At 68.8% G+C, this 15,978-nt stretch carries 15 protein-coding genes and 2 pseudogenes; 14 read left to right on the top strand and 3 right to left on the bottom strand.

Going from position 1 to position 15,978, the window contains the following annotated elements:
* Positions 1-35: 35 nt before the first annotated feature.
* The 10 genes from F9278_RS41535 to F9278_RS47805 all read left to right on the top strand — a co-directional run bounded on the left by F9278_RS41535 (position 36) and on the right by F9278_RS47805 (position 8,249).
* Positions 36-1,028: a ThuA domain-containing protein gene (locus F9278_RS41535; protein ID WP_152172921.1), complete on the top strand. Its 993-nt coding sequence runs from the start codon at positions 36-38 to the stop codon at positions 1,026-1,028.
* A 128-nt stretch (positions 1,029-1,156) separates the two neighbouring features.
* On the top strand, positions 1,157-1,294 hold the full coding sequence (gene pqqA, locus F9278_RS41530) for a pyrroloquinoline quinone precursor peptide PqqA (RefSeq protein WP_152172920.1): 138 nt from the start codon (positions 1,157-1,159) through the stop codon (positions 1,292-1,294).
* Positions 1,295-1,303: 9 nt separating this feature from the next.
* The gene (gene pqqB / locus F9278_RS41525; protein WP_152172919.1) at positions 1,304-2,203 is read left to right on the top strand and encodes a pyrroloquinoline quinone biosynthesis protein PqqB; all 900 of its coding nucleotides are present in this window, start codon (positions 1,304-1,306) and stop codon (positions 2,201-2,203) included.
* On the top strand, positions 2,200-2,973 hold the full coding sequence (gene pqqC / locus F9278_RS41520) for a pyrroloquinoline-quinone synthase PqqC (protein ID WP_152172918.1): 774 nt from the start codon (positions 2,200-2,202) through the stop codon (positions 2,971-2,973). Before pqqB ends, pqqC begins: the two co-directional genes overlap by 4 nt.
* Complete coding sequence (pqqD, locus tag F9278_RS41515; protein WP_152172917.1) at positions 2,973-3,266, top strand: pyrroloquinoline quinone biosynthesis peptide chaperone PqqD; 294 nt, start codon at positions 2,973-2,975, stop codon at positions 3,264-3,266. The genes pqqC and pqqD overlap by 1 nt, the downstream gene beginning before the upstream one ends.
* Positions 3,263-4,387 (top strand): pyrroloquinoline quinone biosynthesis protein PqqE, encoded by a 1,125-nt coding sequence (pqqE, locus tag F9278_RS41510; RefSeq protein ID WP_152172916.1) that lies wholly within the window; start codon positions 3,263-3,265, stop codon positions 4,385-4,387. Before pqqD ends, pqqE begins: the two co-directional genes overlap by 4 nt.
* A 132-nt stretch (positions 4,388-4,519) precedes the next feature.
* The gene (locus F9278_RS41505) at positions 4,520-5,728 is read left to right on the top strand and encodes an MFS transporter (protein WP_152172915.1); all 1,209 of its coding nucleotides are present in this window, start codon (positions 4,520-4,522) and stop codon (positions 5,726-5,728) included.
* An 84-nt stretch (positions 5,729-5,812) separates the two neighbouring features.
* Positions 5,813-6,394, top strand: coding sequence for a sugar O-acetyltransferase (locus F9278_RS41500; RefSeq protein WP_152172914.1), 582 nt, complete (start codon positions 5,813-5,815; stop codon positions 6,392-6,394).
* A gap of 10 nt (positions 6,395-6,404) precedes the next feature.
* Positions 6,405-7,004, top strand: a complete 600-nt coding sequence (locus F9278_RS41495; RefSeq protein WP_152172913.1) for a TetR/AcrR family transcriptional regulator — start codon at positions 6,405-6,407, stop codon at positions 7,002-7,004.
* Between the two features lie 378 nt (positions 7,005-7,382).
* Positions 7,383-8,249 (top strand): hypothetical protein, encoded by an 867-nt coding sequence (locus F9278_RS47805; RefSeq protein ID WP_226967160.1) that lies wholly within the window; start codon positions 7,383-7,385, stop codon positions 8,247-8,249.
* On the opposite strand, the gene F9278_RS41480 is transcribed toward F9278_RS47805, so the two are convergent.
* Positions 8,215-8,712 carry a hypothetical protein gene (locus tag F9278_RS41480; RefSeq protein ID WP_226967159.1) on the bottom strand — a complete coding sequence of 166 codons (498 nt, stop codon included), beginning with the start codon at positions 8,710-8,712 and terminating at the stop codon, positions 8,215-8,217. The genes F9278_RS47805 and F9278_RS41480 overlap by 35 nt on opposite strands.
* 50 nt (positions 8,713-8,762) lie before the next feature.
* Here F9278_RS41480 and istB point away from each other — a divergent pair.
* Positions 8,763-9,501, top strand: a pseudogene (gene istB, locus F9278_RS41475) (IS21-like element helper ATPase IstB).
* 103 nt (positions 9,502-9,604) lie between these two features.
* On the top strand, positions 9,605-9,919 hold the full coding sequence (locus F9278_RS46565) for a hypothetical protein (protein ID WP_193241864.1): 315 nt from the start codon (positions 9,605-9,607) through the stop codon (positions 9,917-9,919).
* Between the two features lie 15 nt (positions 9,920-9,934).
* On the opposite strand, the gene F9278_RS41465 is transcribed toward F9278_RS46565, so the two are convergent.
* Positions 9,935-11,113: an IS701 family transposase gene (locus F9278_RS41465; protein WP_152166950.1), complete on the bottom strand. Its 1,179-nt coding sequence runs from the start codon at positions 11,111-11,113 to the stop codon at positions 9,935-9,937.
* A gap of 17 nt (positions 11,114-11,130) precedes the next feature.
* Between F9278_RS41465 and F9278_RS41460 the strand changes: the two genes are divergently transcribed.
* Both F9278_RS41460 and F9278_RS41455 read left to right on the top strand, forming a co-directional pair.
* On the top strand, positions 11,131-11,466 hold the full coding sequence (locus F9278_RS41460) for a GNAT family N-acetyltransferase (RefSeq protein ID WP_152174434.1): 336 nt from the start codon (positions 11,131-11,133) through the stop codon (positions 11,464-11,466).
* 256 nt (positions 11,467-11,722) lie between these two features.
* Positions 11,723-12,010: pseudogene (locus F9278_RS41455) on the top strand (MFS transporter); the annotation flags it as partial.
* Between the two features lie 254 nt (positions 12,011-12,264).
* Here F9278_RS41455 and F9278_RS41450 read toward each other — a convergent pair.
* A complete protein-coding gene (locus F9278_RS41450) occupies positions 12,265-15,570 on the bottom strand; it encodes a S8 family serine peptidase (RefSeq protein ID WP_193241863.1) in 3,306 nt (1,101 codons plus the stop codon).
* Positions 15,571-15,978 lie beyond the last annotated feature (408 nt).

Below are 15,978 nucleotides of genomic sequence, written 5' to 3'. Positions count from 1 at the left end.
CCTCACCCGCCACCAGACACCGTGAGGACCACCGCATGACGACAACCGCCAGACCGAGACGCCGTATCCGACCTCTCACCGCCGCTCTCACCAGTGTCGCCGGAACCCTCGGCATCACGGTCGCGCTGGTGGCGACCGGCACACTCAGCGTCGCTCAGGGCGGCGGCGACCGGGGGGCCCGGCAACTAGGCGACCCCGACTACGGCGTGTGCCGCGGTGTGGACGTGCGCTGCTACCACGACTGGGGCAACTTCGACACCTCCAAGGGGTTCAAGGTCCTGCTGTACACCCGTACCGCCGGCCCCCGGCACGCCAACCTCGGCCCCGCCCTGGGCACCGGGCTGAACCCTCCGGTGAGCGACGCCAACGTCGTGCAGAAGGCCTTGCTGAGGATGGGGTCCGACAACGGCTTCCAGGTCGACTACACCGAGGACGTCACCCAACTCGCCTCGGCCGCGGCCCTGTTCAAGTACAACGCCGTCATCTTCTTCTCGACCAGCCGCGACACGCTCGACGACGCGGCGCAGACGTCGCTGCGACAGTACATCCGCGGGGGCGGTGGCTTCGTCGGGGTGCACAACGCCTTCGGCACCGAGTACAACTGGCCCTGGTACGAGGGTCTGCTCGGGAACGCGAACTTCTACGACCACGGTCCCGCGCAGCCCGGCACGGTCCGCACCGTCAACAGCAAGGACGCCTCCACCAAGTCGCTGCCGCGCAGGTGGGAGTTCTCCGACGAGTGGTACAACCTCGTACCCGCCCCGACCCGGGTCCGTGTCCTCGCCGAGGTCGACGAGACCACCCTCGCCAGGGGCGTCAAGGGCAACTACCACCACCCCGGGCACGGGGACGACCACGCGGTCGCCTGGTGCCAGTACTACGACGGCGGTCGCGCCTGGCTCACCACGCTCGGACACGACGCCAAGGCCTTCAGCACCGACGGATCCTTCCCGGGAGCCGCCGAGTTCCAGAAGCTGATCCTCGGCGGCATCGAGTCGGCCATGGGCAAGAAGCCGTTCTGCACATGACGTGTGGCCGCCGTCGGCGGGCGGCGGCCACCGGGCATCGCGGGTCCCGGGACCCGCGATCCGTTCCACACCCACCACATCCATCTCAACCGCCACACCTACGTCACCCACTCGAAAGGCAGGTCGTCATGCACAACGAACCGCAGCCCCAGCTCCACCACCAGCCCCAGCCGTCCGGGCAGCCGTCCGCCGACTGGCAGACCCCCGACTTCACGGTGGTCGACACCGCCCTGGAGGTCACCGCCTACTCGCTGCGCGAGAAGTAGGCGCCGGCCGTGCTGCTGCGCGTTCTCGGGACAGCAGCCGGTGGCGGCCTACCCCAGTGGAACTGTGCGTGCCCCGGCTGCGCCGGGGCACGCCGGCACCCCTCCCGCCGCCGGCTCCATGACGGCCTGGCCGTGCACGCGGCCGACCCGGGCGCCTGGTTCCTCGCCAACGCCACACCGGACGTCGCCGAACAGCTGGAAGGCCACCCCTCGCTGCGGCCCGGGGCCGGACAGGAACGCACCCCCGTGATCCGGGTCGTCCTCACCGACGCGGAACTGGACCACACCCTCGGGCTGCTGCGGCTGCGCGAGGCCGCGCGGATCGATGTCTGGTGCACGGAACCCGTGCACAAGGCCCTGACCGCACGGCTGCCGCTCACCGACATCCTCTCCCCCTACACCACCCTCACCTGGCACGAACTCCCACTGACCGGCGTCGGCGAACCGGCCGAGATCGCGGGACTGCGGGTGAGCGCCCTGCCCCTGTCGGACAAACGACCGCGCTACGCGGCGGACGAACCGGCCCACCCCGCCTGGAGCACGGCACTCAACGTGCACGACCCGGAGACGGGCAGGAGCGCGCTGTACGCGCCGGCCCTCGCCGCCTGGAGCGACGCCCTCGGCGACGAGATCGCCGGAACCGACTGCGTGCTGCTCGACGGCACCTTCCTCGACGAGGACGAGCCGCGCCGCCTCGGCATCTCCCGACGCACCGCCTCGGGGATGGGGCATCTGCCCATCGAGGGTCCCGAAGGCACCGCCGGACGCCTGAGCCGGGTCGGCGCGCGGGTCTACTACACCCATCTCAACAACACGAACCCGCTGGTCGACCCCGGCGACCCCGCACACGAACGGCTCGCCGGCCTGGGCCTGCGCGTGGCCGAGGACAGGATGGTGGTGTCCCTGTGACCACGACCGGCTTCGAGACCGCCCTCGCCACACGGCCGGAGCCGGGCGGGGCCGACCCGGGCAGCCCGGGCCTCGGCGCGTGGGACGAGGAGCAACTGGAGGCCCGGCTGCGCGAGCTGGCCACGGCCCGCTACCACGACCGCCACCCCTTCAACCGGCGTATGCACCAAGGCGAACTGAGCCCCGCCGAACTACGGCTCTGGGTGGCGAACCGCTTCTACTACCAGTGCAACATCCCCATCAAGGACGCCCACATCCTGGCCAAGCTCCACCTGCCCGCCCAGCGTCGCTCCTGGCTCCGGCGCATCCAGGACCACGACGGGCTCACCGACCAGGACGGAGGACTGGAGAAGTGGCTCCGGTTGGGCGAGGCGGTGGGTCTCGCCCGACATGAACTGCTGACTCACCGGCATCTGCTGCCCGGTGTCCGGCTGGCCGTCGACGGCTATGTCAACTTCTGCCGCAACAACGACAGACTCGAAGCCGTTGCCTCGTCCCTGACCGAACTGTGCGCACCATCGATCATGCTGACCCGTCTGGAGACGTTTCCGCTGCACTACCCCTGGATCGATTCCGCCGGTCTGTCCTACTTCCGCGGCCGTGTCCCCCAGGGACGCCGCGACGGAAGCGAGGCACTGGCCTGGGTGAAGGAGTGGGCGGTGAGTCGCGACCAGCAGGACCGCGCGCTCGCGGCCCTCTCGTTCAAGTGCGACGTGCTGTGGAGCCTGCTCGACAGCGTGCAGGGGGCGGAGCGGCGGGAGACACCGTGATGGGCGAGCCACAGCTCTGGCGGCCCCGTGTCCTCCCGGCGGCGGTGCTGCGCCACGACCGGGTGCGGGGGGCCGATGTCCTGCTGCTCCCCGAACGGGTCGTCGTCCTGCACGGCTCCGGGCGGGCCGTCCTCGAACTGTGCGACGGCAGCCGGACCGTCGACGAGATCGCCGCACGCCTCTCGGCCGGCGCCGACACCGACATTGGCGCCGGCGCCGGCGGCGAGTCCCGCGTACGCCATGAGGTCACTTCGTTCCTGCACCGGCTGCGCACGGAAGGCTGTCTGCGATGACCGTTCCCGCTCCGCCCTGGGCCCTGCTCTCCGAACTGACCCACGCCTGCCCGCTCCGGTGCGGATACTGCTCCAACCCACTGGAACTGACCCGACGTTCACAGGAACTGGGCACGTCACAGTGGGCCGACGTCTTCCGGCAGGCAGCGGAGCTCGGCGTACTGCACACCCATCTCTCCGGCGGCGAACCCCTGTTGCGCCGGGACCTGGAGGAGATCACCCGGTCCGCGGTGGACGCCGGGCTGTACACCCAGCTGGTGACCAGCGGCGACGGTCTGTCCGCGGAACGGATCGACTCCTTGGTCGACGCCGGTCTGCACAGTGTGCAGTTGTCCGTCCAGCACGCCGATCCCGGCCGCTCCGACGAGATCGCCGGCCGTCGGTCCTTCGACGCCAAGCTGGCGGCGGCCCGGCTCGTGAAGGAGCGGTGCCTCCCGCTCGGCGTCAACGTGGTCCTGCACCGCCACAACCTCGACGCCGTGGCCGACCTGATCGCCCTGGCCGTCGACTGGCGGGCGGACCGCGTCGAACTCGCCAACACCCAGTTCTACGGCTGGGGCCTGCTCAACCGGGCCGCGCTCATGCCGAGCCGGGAACAACTCCGGGCGGCCGGCGAGGTGGTGGAGCGCGAACGGAAGCGTCTGGACGGCACCCTGGACATCACCTGGGTGGTGCCCGACTACTTCTCCGGCACGCCCAAGCCGTGCATGGGCGGCTGGGGTGCCGTATCGCTCACCGTCACGCCCGACGGCACGGCCCTGCCCTGCCCGGCCGCGGCGTCGCTGCCCGGCCTGGACCCGCCGAACGTCGCCGACCGGTCGCTGCGCTGGATCTGGGAGGAGTCACCGGCCTTCAACGCCTACCGCGGTACCGACTGGATGCCCTCTCCCTGCCGTTCCTGCGAGCGCCGCACCGAGGACTTCGGCGGCTGCCGGTGCCAGGCCCACGCCCTGACGGGGGATGCCACCCGCACCGACCCGGCCTGTTCCCTCTCCCCCGACCACGCCGCCCTGGTGGCTCTCACCGAGGCCGACGTCGCACCACGGCTCGTCCCTCGGCGCCCGACCGTGAAGCGCGCCTCGCCGCACCGGACGGCCTCGGCCAGGCGCGGCAGCCGGTAGCCGGCAGCCGGTAGCCGACCTCGTCGACGCCCTGCCGAAGAAACGGCAGGGCACCGGGCACTCCCCCTCCTCCCCCGGGCTCCGGACAGAGGCAGAGTGTACGTTCGTACGCTCTGCTTGTAAGGTCCCCGCATGACTGTTGACACCCTGCGCGGACCTGCCCAGGCCGCACGGCAGGCCCGTGTGGCCGTTGCCGTGCTGTTCTTCACCAACGGGGCCCTGCTCGCCAATCTTCTGCCGAGGTATCCGCAGATCAAGGAGGATCTCGGCATCGGCAACGCGGCCTACGGACTGGCAGTGGTGGCCTTCCCGGCAGGCGCCATCGCGGCCGGGATGGCAGCCTCGATCCTCATCCGCAGGATGGGCTCGGCACGAGTGGCGGTCATCGGTACCACGCTGACGGGCATGGGAATACTCGCCGCCGGCATGGCGGACTCGGTGATGGTGTTCGCGGGAGCGTTGCTCCTGGCCGGAGCGACGGACGCGATCACCGATGTCGCGCAGAACGCCCAAGGCCTGCGTGTACAGCGCCGCTACGGACGCTCGATCATCAACTCCTTCCACGCCGTCTGGTCCATCGGAGCCGTAGTCGGTGGATCCATGGGGGCCGGCGCGATCGCGCTCGGACTCTCCCGGGGACAGCACCTGCTGATCTCGGCGACGCTGTGCGCAACCGTGGCCTGTGTCGCCCTGCGGTTCTGCCTGCCCGGTCCCGAAACCGAGCCGGCCGCGGACCCTGACGCCGAAGCCCGCCCACCACAGCGGACACGGCGAGCCGCGACGGGCACGCACCCCCGTCTCGTGCTGGCCGCGCTCGTCCTCATCGCCGTGGCCGGCACACTCGTCGAGGAGGCCGGCAGTTCCTGGGCCGCCGTCTATCTCGCCGACTCCCTGCGTACGACGGCGGCGCAGGCGGCCTGGGGCTACATCGCCCTGGTCGGTGCTCAGTTCGTCGGCCGCCTCATCGGCGACCGGCTCGTCGACCGGTTCGGCCAGCGCTCCGTGGCCCGTGTCGGCGGCTTCGTCGCCGCGGCAGGCATGGGCCTGGCCCTCGCCGTGCCTACCGTCCCCGGGACGGTCCTCGGTTTCGCCGCGGCCGGATTCGGAGTGGCGACCCTGGTGCCTGCCACACTTCAGGCAGCCGACGAACTCCCCGGTCTCAAGCCGGGATCGGGGCTCACGATCATTTCCTGGCTCATGCGCCTGGGCTTCCTGTTCTCCCCACCGGTCGTCGGGCTCGTCGCCGATGCGGCCGGCCTTCGGACCGGGCTGTTGGTGATACCGCTCGCGGGACTGCTCGTGATGCTGCTCGCGGGAGTTCTGCAGACCCGGCGCGCATGAGTCCCCAGGCCGGCCGACCTCGTTCGCCGGGGCCCGCGACAGCCCGGGATGTACGTTCGTACGCTTGGGCTGTATGTTGCGTACATGTCGGAGGAATACTTCGCGCTGGACCCGCGCACGAATCTGGAACGCATGTTGGCGGGCGACCTCTACATCGCCGACGACCCCGAGATCGCCCGTAAGCTGCGGCGGGCCGGGATGCTGGCGGCCCGCTACCAGGCTGCCTACATCGAGGACCCCGCTGCCGCCCAGGCCATCCTCTCCGAACTCCTCGGTTCCGTGGGAGACGGGACCCACGTGCGGCCACCGCTGTTCGTCGACTACGGCAGCAACATCACGATCGGTGCCCGCACCTTCGTCAACTACAACCTGACCGCGCTGGACGTCGCCGCGATCACCATCGGCGACGACTGCCAGATCGGGCCCGGCGTCCAACTGCTCACCCCCACCCATCCCGTGGCTCCGCAACCTCGCCGCGACAAACTCGAAGCCGCCAAACCGATCACCATCGGCAACAACGTCTGGCTGGGGGGCGGGGCCGTCGTCCTGCCAGGCGTGACCATCGGAGACAACTCCGTCATCGGCGCCGGTGCCGTCGTCACCCGGGACGTACCGGCCGATGTCGTCGCCGTGGGCAACCCCGCGCGACCCGTCCGGAACCTGTGATCCTGACACCATGGCAACCGGACACACGGACCCGAAGCGACGTGAACGCATCATCGCCGCGACGCTCGACCTCATCGCCGAAGAGGGCATCGCGCAGGTCTCGCACCGGAAGATCGCCGCACGGGCCGGCGTACCCCTCGGATCGATGACCTACCACTTCAGTGGTATCGACCAGCTGCTCCAGGATGCCTTCAGTCGCTTCGCCGATCACATCGTCGCGGTCTTCGACGCCCACCTCGCCGCCGCGGCCGACCGCGACCAGGCCCGAGTGGCCGTGGCGGACCTCGTGCACGCGCTGTCCGAAGGCAGCCGACGCGACCTCGTTCTCACCCAGGAGCTGTACACACTCGCCGCTCGCCAGCCGATCTACCGGCACCTCACCCACGAGTGGATGCGCCGCAGCCGAGTCCATCTTGAGAAGCACTTCGACCCGGACACAGCCCGCCAACTCGACGCTCTCATCGAGGGCTTGACGCTCCACCGCGCCCTGGCCACCGAACCGCACCCGTATGACTTGACCCTCGAAGCCATCTCCCGCATCACCGCGACCCGACCGGCCATGGGAGCCAGCCGATCACCGACGGGTACCGGGCGAGCGGCGTCACAGTGATGTCCCCGCACCAGCCACTACGAACAACGCGGACACAGCCCCTGAAAACTGCCCAGCACTCAGAACAAGAACCGTTGCAGTACTAGGCCGTTTCTGATGGCTCTTGGACGGTGTCGCGGAGCAGGATGACGATCGCTGTGACGGTGAGGGTGCCGTTGAAGATGTAGGCGCGCTTGTCATACCGCTTGGCCACGGCTCGGAACTGCTTCCACTTGTTCACGCATCGCTCGACTGGCTGTGCGGGTGAGTGGTGGCACCGCCTGTCGGTCAGCGGCGACAGCACCCGGTCTCGTCTGGGATCGGTATCGCTGAGTTTCACCACCAGCGGGGTGCTTGCGGTGGGAGCATCGAAGTGCTCCAGGTGATGAGGGGGCGTGTATGCCGCCGATGTCCAAGGTCGATCTGCACGCGGCGCTCCGCCGTGATTCTCGGGCCGGGCTGTCGAACCGTGCTCTGCATCACAAGTACGGGGTGGGTTTCCGGACGGTGCGCAAGACGCGCCTGGACCCCTACAAGGGGCTGGTCGATCAGATGCTGCGGGCGGACCCCACCGCTCCGCGGAAGCAACAGCACACGGCCAAGCGGGTCTTCGACCGGCTGGTCGCCGAGTACGGCGCTGTCGACCTTGCATACGGGCTCGTCCGCGCCTACGTCGCGGAACGTCGTGACGAGATCCGGATCGCTGCGGGCCGGGGCATCGCGAAGGCATTCGTGCCGCAGTCCCACCGTCCGGGCGCCGAAGCGGAGGTCGGCTTCGGGGACGTGACCATCCGTCTGGCCGGCCAGCAGGTCAAGTGCAGCCTGTTCTCCTTCCGCCTGTCGTACTCCGGCAAGGCGGTGCACCGGGTCTCCGCCTCCGGCGGCCAGGAGGCCTTTTTCGAAGGGCACGTCCACGCTTTCAGCGTGCTCGCAGGTGTGCCCACCGGCAGGGTCCGCTGCGACAACCTCAACTCGGCTGTCGCCCAGGTGCTTGGCTTCGACCGGGCCCGGGTGGAGACCGAACGGTGGACCGCGTTCCGTGTCGGCGTGCACATCGAAGTACCCGGGCAGGTACGGGCGAACGTGGTCACTACGTCACGCACGATGGCTTTGCCCGGCCCCACCTTGGCTGCTGGAAGAGCCGAGCCGATCGCCCTATGGCTCCGGTCTCACGGCCGGATCGGGCAGGTCGAGAACACAGGCGAGAGCAGCTGTGACGGGAGTGCGGTAGTCAGGCACGTGCTCGGATGTCCAGTCGGTGCCTGACGATGTCTCCGAAGCGCTCCGCAACGGGTGACACGGGATCGTGGCCGAACCCGAGCAGATTGCCGTCGTCGACGAACCGATGCCAGTCGCGCCGGCTCTCCAGCCCGTCACAGCAGCCGGGCAGGAAGGTGACGCTGGTGGAGGTATCGATGACTCCCAGACCGCCGGGAGCGACGATATCGTCCTCAAGTCTGAGCAGTCCGTGCGAGAAAGAGCCGAGTGCGTTGGCTGGCTGTGGCGCCTGCTCGCCATCGGAGTCGACGTTGTTGTGGTCGGCGATGCGCATCACCACCGTCCCCACCTCAGCGGATGACAGCTCCCCGCTGAGAGGCAGGAAGCTGAACGGCTCGACCTCAGCGACAGGCCAGAGGTCGAGACCGTCAACTGTGCGTACCTCCAGGACCGCCCGCATCGCCTCCCGATTACGCCGAGCATCCCCGTCACGGCTGACGAGGCTGAGCACCTTCGGCTGTACCGCCCCGAGTAGATACGGGTGTACGCCGACACGCGGCCATCGAAGCATCCTGCAGGGCCCTGCGACTGCCCACGATCCGGAGCCAGTTCGCCGACATCGCCACCGACGCGGCCAAAGGCCAGATGACCTACCGCGGGTTCCTCGCGGAACTGCTGCTGGCCGAGTGCGACGACGGGGCCCGCCGACGCTCCGAGCGCCGGATCAAGGCCGCCTCATTCCCCCGGGAAAAGTCCCTGCGGCAATTCGATTTCGACGCCGACCTGAACATCGACCCGGCCGTGATCCACACCCTCGCGTCCTGCGAATTGGTGAAAAAGGGACTCCCGCTCTGCCTCATAGGAGACTCCGGAACAGGAAAATCCCACCTGCTGATCGCGCTGGGCACCGAAGCCGCTACGGTCGGCTACCGGGTGAAGTACGTCCTGGCAACCAAGCTGGTCAACGAGCTGGTCAAGGCCGCCGACGAGAAGCAGCTGACCAAGACGACCGCCCGCTACGGACGCGCCGATCTCCTCGCGATCGACGAGCTGGGCTACATGGAACTCGACAAACACGGCGCAGAGTTACTGTTCCAGGTACTAACCGAAAGGGTGGAAAAGAACAGCGTCGCCATCGCCTCCAACGAAGGTTCGGAGGGGGGACAAGAACGTTACCGACCCCCGGCTCTGCGCGGCCATCGTCGACCGTCTCACCTTCGGCGGGAACATCATCGAGACCGGCACGGACTCCTACCGCCTCGCTCAGACCCAGGCCAGGGCCGAGCAGGCTGCTGACTGACGATCACAGCTGGCCTCCATAAAGGTTGTTCCGTAGGTGTGAGCTGGCCCTAGGCTGAGCCGATCACTTCGACAACGATCTCGCGGAGGCTGACACCGAGCCCATGAAAATATACCTGCGCGAACTTCAGGACAGCGACCTGCTGGTCTTCTGGGAGCAGTTGACCGATCCGGAACTGCAGCAGATGGCGGCTGTGACCAGGAAATATCACTACGACCGGGGCCACTTCGACCAGCACTGGGCGAAGGTCCGGTCCGATCCAGCAGTGATCTTGCGAACTGTCCTGGCTAATACTGCAACCGCATCTGCGGGTTGTGGCCTCGGCGTTTGTAGTGGGAGCGGCGGGCACGGGCCTGGCTGCGTCGTCGGAAGCGTGACCAGTGCAGATGATGGTCGTTGCTGTGGTGGCGGGGCGTGACGATGATGTGGCCGATCAGTCGGCGGATCTCCGGGACGCTGAGGGGTATGAGGTCTTGCTCGTCGTCCGCTCCGCCCCTTTTGCGGCTTCTGCGGCGCGGACGGCGGTCAGGTAGGCGAGGGCGGCCATGGCCAGGGTGATGTGGCGGTACCAGGCCCGGTAGAGCCTCACCTGGTAGTGGTCCAGGCCGCACTCGCCCTTGGCGGTCTGGAAGCACTCCTCCACCGCCCACCTCGCGGCGGCTACCTTGACCAGGTCTTTCAGCCGGGAGGCCACCGATCCGTAGCAGACGTAGTAGGCGATCTCGGTGGGGTCGCTGATGCTGCGGCGGGCCAGAACCCAGTGCCCGAAGCCGTTCTCCCAGTACGGGCGGATGGCGACGCGGGCCCAGTCGTAGATCCGTTCGCCGTGCGCGCCCTGGCCCCCGGAAACCCGCTTCCACGCTTGCCTGGGCAGGGCGGCGACCAACTGGTCCACCCTGGCGTCGCCGCCGTCCGCCGTGGTCACGGTGTCGTTGACCTTGGTGGCCAGTACGTGCGCGATCCTGCGTTCCTCCAGCCATACCCGCAGGTGCTTGACCTGCCCGTATGCCTCGTCAGCGGTGACCCACGCGAACGGGATGCCTGCGTCGACGGCACGTTGCAGCATCCACTTGCAGTGCTCATTCTTGGTCGCGAAGGGGATCTCGTCGTCGATCCCGGCTGCGCGGCAGCGCTCACGGTCATCCGTCCAGGAAACGGGGATGTAGAGCTCACGGTCGATCAATGCCCGCCCCCTGGCGGAGGCGTAGGCCAGGAAGGTCCCGATCTGGCAGTTCTCCGTGCGGCCGGCGGTACCTGTGTACTGCCGCTGGACTCCGGCGGACTTGGTGCCCTTCTTCAGGAAACCGGTGTCGTCGCAGATCAGGACCGCGTTCTTGGCTCCGATGGTCTCCACGACGAAGTCGCGCACATCGTCGCGGACCGCGTTCTCGTCCCAGTCGGAGTGGTTGAGCAGGCGCTGGACGCCGTCCGGGCGGAGCTGCCCGACCTGCTCGGACAGCGTCCACCCGTTCTTCTTCTCCAGCGGCGCGACGAGTCCGTTCAGGTAGTCCAGCGCCCGCTCGCGGGGCTCCGACCTGCCGAAACGGTGGGCGAACCGGGCATGGAGCCCGGCCACCCCCTCGGACCACGACTCGACCTGCTCAACCGTCAGCGCATCAGCACACAGTCATACCAACGAGACCGCCGACCATCCGTCACGCCAGATGCGGTTGCAGTACTAACGGCCTGGTCGTGGGGCATGGCGCGATATTCGGCCCGCGCTCCGAGCGTGAAGTCACCTATGTCGTCGGGCGACCCCACTGGGGGCAAGGGATTGCCAGCCAGGCACTTGCTCAGCTGATCAAGTTGGAGAGGACTCGGCCGCTGCACGCCGACGCCGCTGCTGACAATGCCGGATCCATCCGTGTACTGGAGAAATGCGGGTTCATGGTGACCGGGCTCAGCCGGTGCTTCGCACGAGCCCGGGGCCAGGAGATCGATCTCGTGCACCTGACGCTGAGCTGAGCGGGATGACCAGCACAGGTCGCTCATCAGACAGCCAAGGCGAGGTTCACCATGCACAGCCCTGGGGATGCTGCTGACCTGAGGCCATGAGTGGACCGGGTGGCGAGCATCGGACTCGGCTCGCGACTCGGCCAAGGATTGGGCGACCAGGCGACGTCGGCCTGGCCCAGCTCATGGTGGTGCTGGACGGCACCATCGTGAACATCGCACTCCCCTCGGCCCAGCAGGACCTGGGCTTCTCCGACGGTGACCGGCAGACGCCGGCGTCGCCTCCGCCACCGTCAACACCATGCAGCAGGTCGGCGGCTCGATCGGTACGGCCCTGCTCAACACCCTCGCCACCGGCGCCGCCACCGACTACCTCGTCGGCAAGGACCCCAGGGACCCGGCCGTCCAGGTCCAGGCCGGCCTCGACGAGGCCTACGCCACCGCCTACTGGTGGTCCGCCGCCCTCTTCGTCGTCGGCCTGGTCATCAGCCTGGTCCTCTACCGGCGCGGCGCACCGCAGCAGGACTCCGAGGCCGCTCCCGCGGTCCACATGTGACATCACTGCCTCACGGCCCGATTCACGAGGATCCCCTGCTCCGACTACGGCCCGCCGGACTTCCGGCGGGCCGTTCGGCTTGCCTCGACCCGCGAGCGGCGCCTCGGGCTCGCGGACCGTTGAGACCCGGAGTCGCGGCGCACCCGAGTCCGGCCGGAGACACGGCTGTCGGCCCGCCGTCACGTGGGCCACCGGGATCAGGTCCTGCCCGGGCCACCACCGCATGGGCAGATGGCGGTGGCCCGGGCCTGCGGTTACTGCGTGACCTTTCCGATGGTCACGGTGCCCTCGCCCACGGCCGTCCCGCGGTCGTTCACGAGGTGTACCTCGCCGAACAGGTCGCGGCCCTCCGGTACGGTCGCCGTGGCTGTGACGTGTGCGGACACGGTCGTCGCGGCGCCCGTGCCGAGCCTCACCGACCCCGAGCCGTCCGGCGTGACCGAGCCGAGCGCGGTCGAGAAGAAGACATCGCGGTAGTCGAAGGCGGTCGAACCGGACGGCACGTCGTAGGCCAGCACCTCGATCGTGTACGTACCGGCGGCCGGGTCGGCGACGGAGACGGATTCCTCGGCATCGGCGTCCGCGTCCGAGCCGACCAGGTCCCCCTTGGCGTCGTACACCATGAGATCCAGGTCGGCGGCGTTGTCCGCGGGCGAGCCGATGGCCACGTCCAGCGATGTGGCGCCCTCGGGGACCTCGACCGTGGTGGTCTGTGTCGCACCGTCGGCAATGGTCGGGCGGGCGGTCTTCGAGGAACCGAGTGTGCCTCCCTTGAGCGTCCCGTCCACGGCCGCGTATCCGTTCGTCGCGGTCCAGGAGACGGCGGCCGGGGTGCCCGCCTCGGCCTCCGGCACGGTCACGGGGTCCGGGTCGAAGGACGCGCCGTAGACGGCGACGTCGAGGGTGTACGGATTGTCGAGCGGCTCCGTGGCGTAGTACGACTCGACCACGATTTCCCAGACTCCGGCCTGCGGGTTCGGGTACGTGGCGACGTCCGACGTCGTGGGGTCGTCGTCATCGGCGGGGAGCCCGGACGGCTGGAGTGCGTCGGCGGTCGTCCAGCTGCCGTCCTTCAGGCCGCCGAGCCTGACCTCCAGTGTCCTGGCGCCTTCCGGGACGGTCACGAAGTAGCTGTTCGCGCTGTTGCGCTGTACCGAGCCCGGGACGGAGTAGGTGTACTCGGCCGGGGTGGAGACCACGACGGTCGTCAGGATCTGCCGGTCGACGCCCTCGGTGGCCGGGTCGTCGACTTCGAGGCGGGCGCTCTTGATGCCCGCGGAGGCGGGCGCGGCCTGGATCTGGACGGTCACCGGCTCGTTCAGCGGCAGTTCGGCCGTCGGGGAGCCGAGGATCGCGAAGGTGTCGGCCTGGTTGTTCTCCAGCCGCAGTTCGTGGCGGACGGGGCCGTCGGGGCCGGAGGTGCGGGTGACGGTGACGTCGTACGTCTTCTTCTGGCCGGCCTTCAGCCCGCCCTCGCGGTCGTAGACGCCCGTACCGAAGCCCGGCATCTCCAGCTGCTGGTCCAGGACGGTGTCCACCGGCGCCCGGACGGTGTAGTCGTGGGCACTCGCGCCCTTCTCGACCGCCTTCCACGCGGCGGGGATGTCGATACGGCCCGCGCCTTCCTCGTATGCCTGAACTCCCTTGATGTGGACGGCGGTGGAGGTGAGTGCGGTGCGCAGCTGCACCGGGCTGAGGTCGGCGCCCTGCTGCTTCGCGGCGGACAGCAGCAGCGCGCTCGCACCCGCGGCCTGGGGGGAGGCCATCGACGTGCCCTGGTACATGGCGTAGCCGGCGGGCAGGTTCCAGCCCGCGTACTCCTCGTAGAACTGGCTGCCGGGCATCCAGGACGGGATGGTGGAGACCGCCGAGCCGGGTGCGACCAGTGTCGGCGTGAACCCTCCGTCCTCGCGCGGACCGCGCGAGGAGAAGGTGAACAGCCCGTACTCGTCGGCCACCTCGGAGCCGTAGTTGGCGGCCCAGGTCTCCCTGGAGACTCCCGCGCCGACGGAGATCACCTTGTCGGCCAGGCCCGGATTCTCGATGGTGTTCGCGCCGGGGCCGGAGTTGCCGGCCGAGATGACGAGCTGGACACCGTAGGTGTCGATGAGCCGCGTGTACAGCTCGGAGGTGGCGTCGTTGCCGTCGTTCAGCGCCGGCAGCCCACCGATGGACATGTTGACGATGTCGACGCCGCGGTTGACCACGAGGTCGATCATGCCCTCGGTGAGGGCGATGTTGGTGCAGCTGGTGGGCCCGAACGCGCAGGCGCGGGACGACACGATCTTCGCACCGGGGGCCGCGCCGTCCATCTCGCCGCCGAACAGCCCGTTCCCCGCGACGATTCCGGCGACGTGGGTGCCATGGGACTCCGAGACGACGCCGATGTTGACGAAGTCCGCCTTCTTGCCGACGTCGGAGCCGCCCAGCGGGTCCAACGGGACGTCCTCGCGGATCTCCACGACGAACGGCTGGCGCTCGGCGATCCCGGTCCCGGGGTCGTCCGTGCCGAGGTACCCCACCTGGAAGCCGTCCTTGTACGGCTTCATCGGCGTGTCGTCGGTGAAGTCGCCGTCGTCGTCGACATCGACGGTGACCGTGCCGGCCGCCGAGTCGTACAGCACGCCCCAGTCGTCCGTGGTGTCACCGTCGCGGTTCACGTCGCCGTCAGGGAGGCCGTCCTCGACCTTGCCGACCTCCGTCGCGGACTCGCGGAAGACGTTGACGCGGTACGAGCCCGCCGGTGCCTTCCAGCTCTTTCCGTCATACGTGAAGTCCGGTCCTGACACTTCGGTCCTCATGGAGCGCCAGGTGGCGTCGCCGTCGATGACCGGGTCGGTGGCGGTCACCCAGTCGACGATCTTGCGTTCGCCGGTCGTGGTCTTCCGCAGCGCGGGGTGGTCGACGTCGACACCGGTGTCCAGGACACCGACGGTGATGCCGCGGCCGTCCGCCTTCGGGTGGTCCCTCACGAAGGCGACGGCGCCCGTCTCGAAGGACGGGTTGTACGGGTTGACGGCCGGAGTGTCCTTCGCTGGCCCCGGATAGGTGTCCGAACTCGCTTGCGCCCCATCGCGCCCGGCGGCGCCGACGCCCTGCCGCGGGTCGTCGACGCGCATCTCGTGCCGCATATCGACGGCGTGCACGGAGGAGAGCTTCGCGGCGGCCGTGATGGCCGCGTCCGCCCCGGAGGTGGGCACGGTGGCCCGTACGTAGCCGAGCCTGTCGTAAGCGCGGCCGACGGAACCACCCTTGACGGCGTCCAACTTCTTGGCGACCTGCTCGGTCCGACCGGGTGCGGTGGCGATCATCATCGTGACGTACTTCTCGCCGGTGGCCTTCGCCTCGGCGAGCAGCGCGGCGTCGGCAGAACCGAGCTTGTCCGCCGATGACTTGGGGGTGCCTTCAGCCGGGGCGTCGTGGGACGAACCGTCGGTGGCGAACGCGGAGGACGGCGCGCCGAACGCGCAGAGCGCGGCGGTCAGCGCGACGGCCGCGGTCGCGCGGGCCACTCGTCTCACGCCCGGTATCGGGCCGTTGTGGGGGGTGATGGTGGGCATGGAAATCCTTGCTGTCGAGAAAGGAACGAGGGCACGACCGTGGGCCGAGAGCAGGCCCGACATGACCGCTCCGTTTCGGGAAGTGCCGCCGAGTGAATGCCGAGCACCGTTCAAGTGACGCTCGTCTGCTACGAGTTACGGCAGTCACATCTCGATGATTCTGCAGGCCAACAGCGCCCGGTGAACAATTGCGAGGAGATTCCGTGATGGTCCTGCATTCATTTGGGTCGGCGCGTCGAAGATGGCACCTCCGCACCGGAACTGAGGACATTTGCCTCTACGCGCCACCCGACAGTCACTGCGAAAATCGAGTCAGGCGACAGCTGGTACGCCTGTGCAGAGCGCAAGGGCCCCAGTCGGAGTTTCCGCGCTGCCGGTCCAGACGCAGCGGGGAAGTCAATTGCACCG

The organism is Streptomyces phaeolivaceus, assembly GCF_009184865.1.
GTDB lineage: Bacteria > Actinomycetota > Actinomycetes > Streptomycetales > Streptomycetaceae > Streptomyces > Streptomyces phaeolivaceus.
Note: the sequence above shows the minus strand (reverse complement) of the source record. Positions and strands in the feature narration are given on the sequence as shown.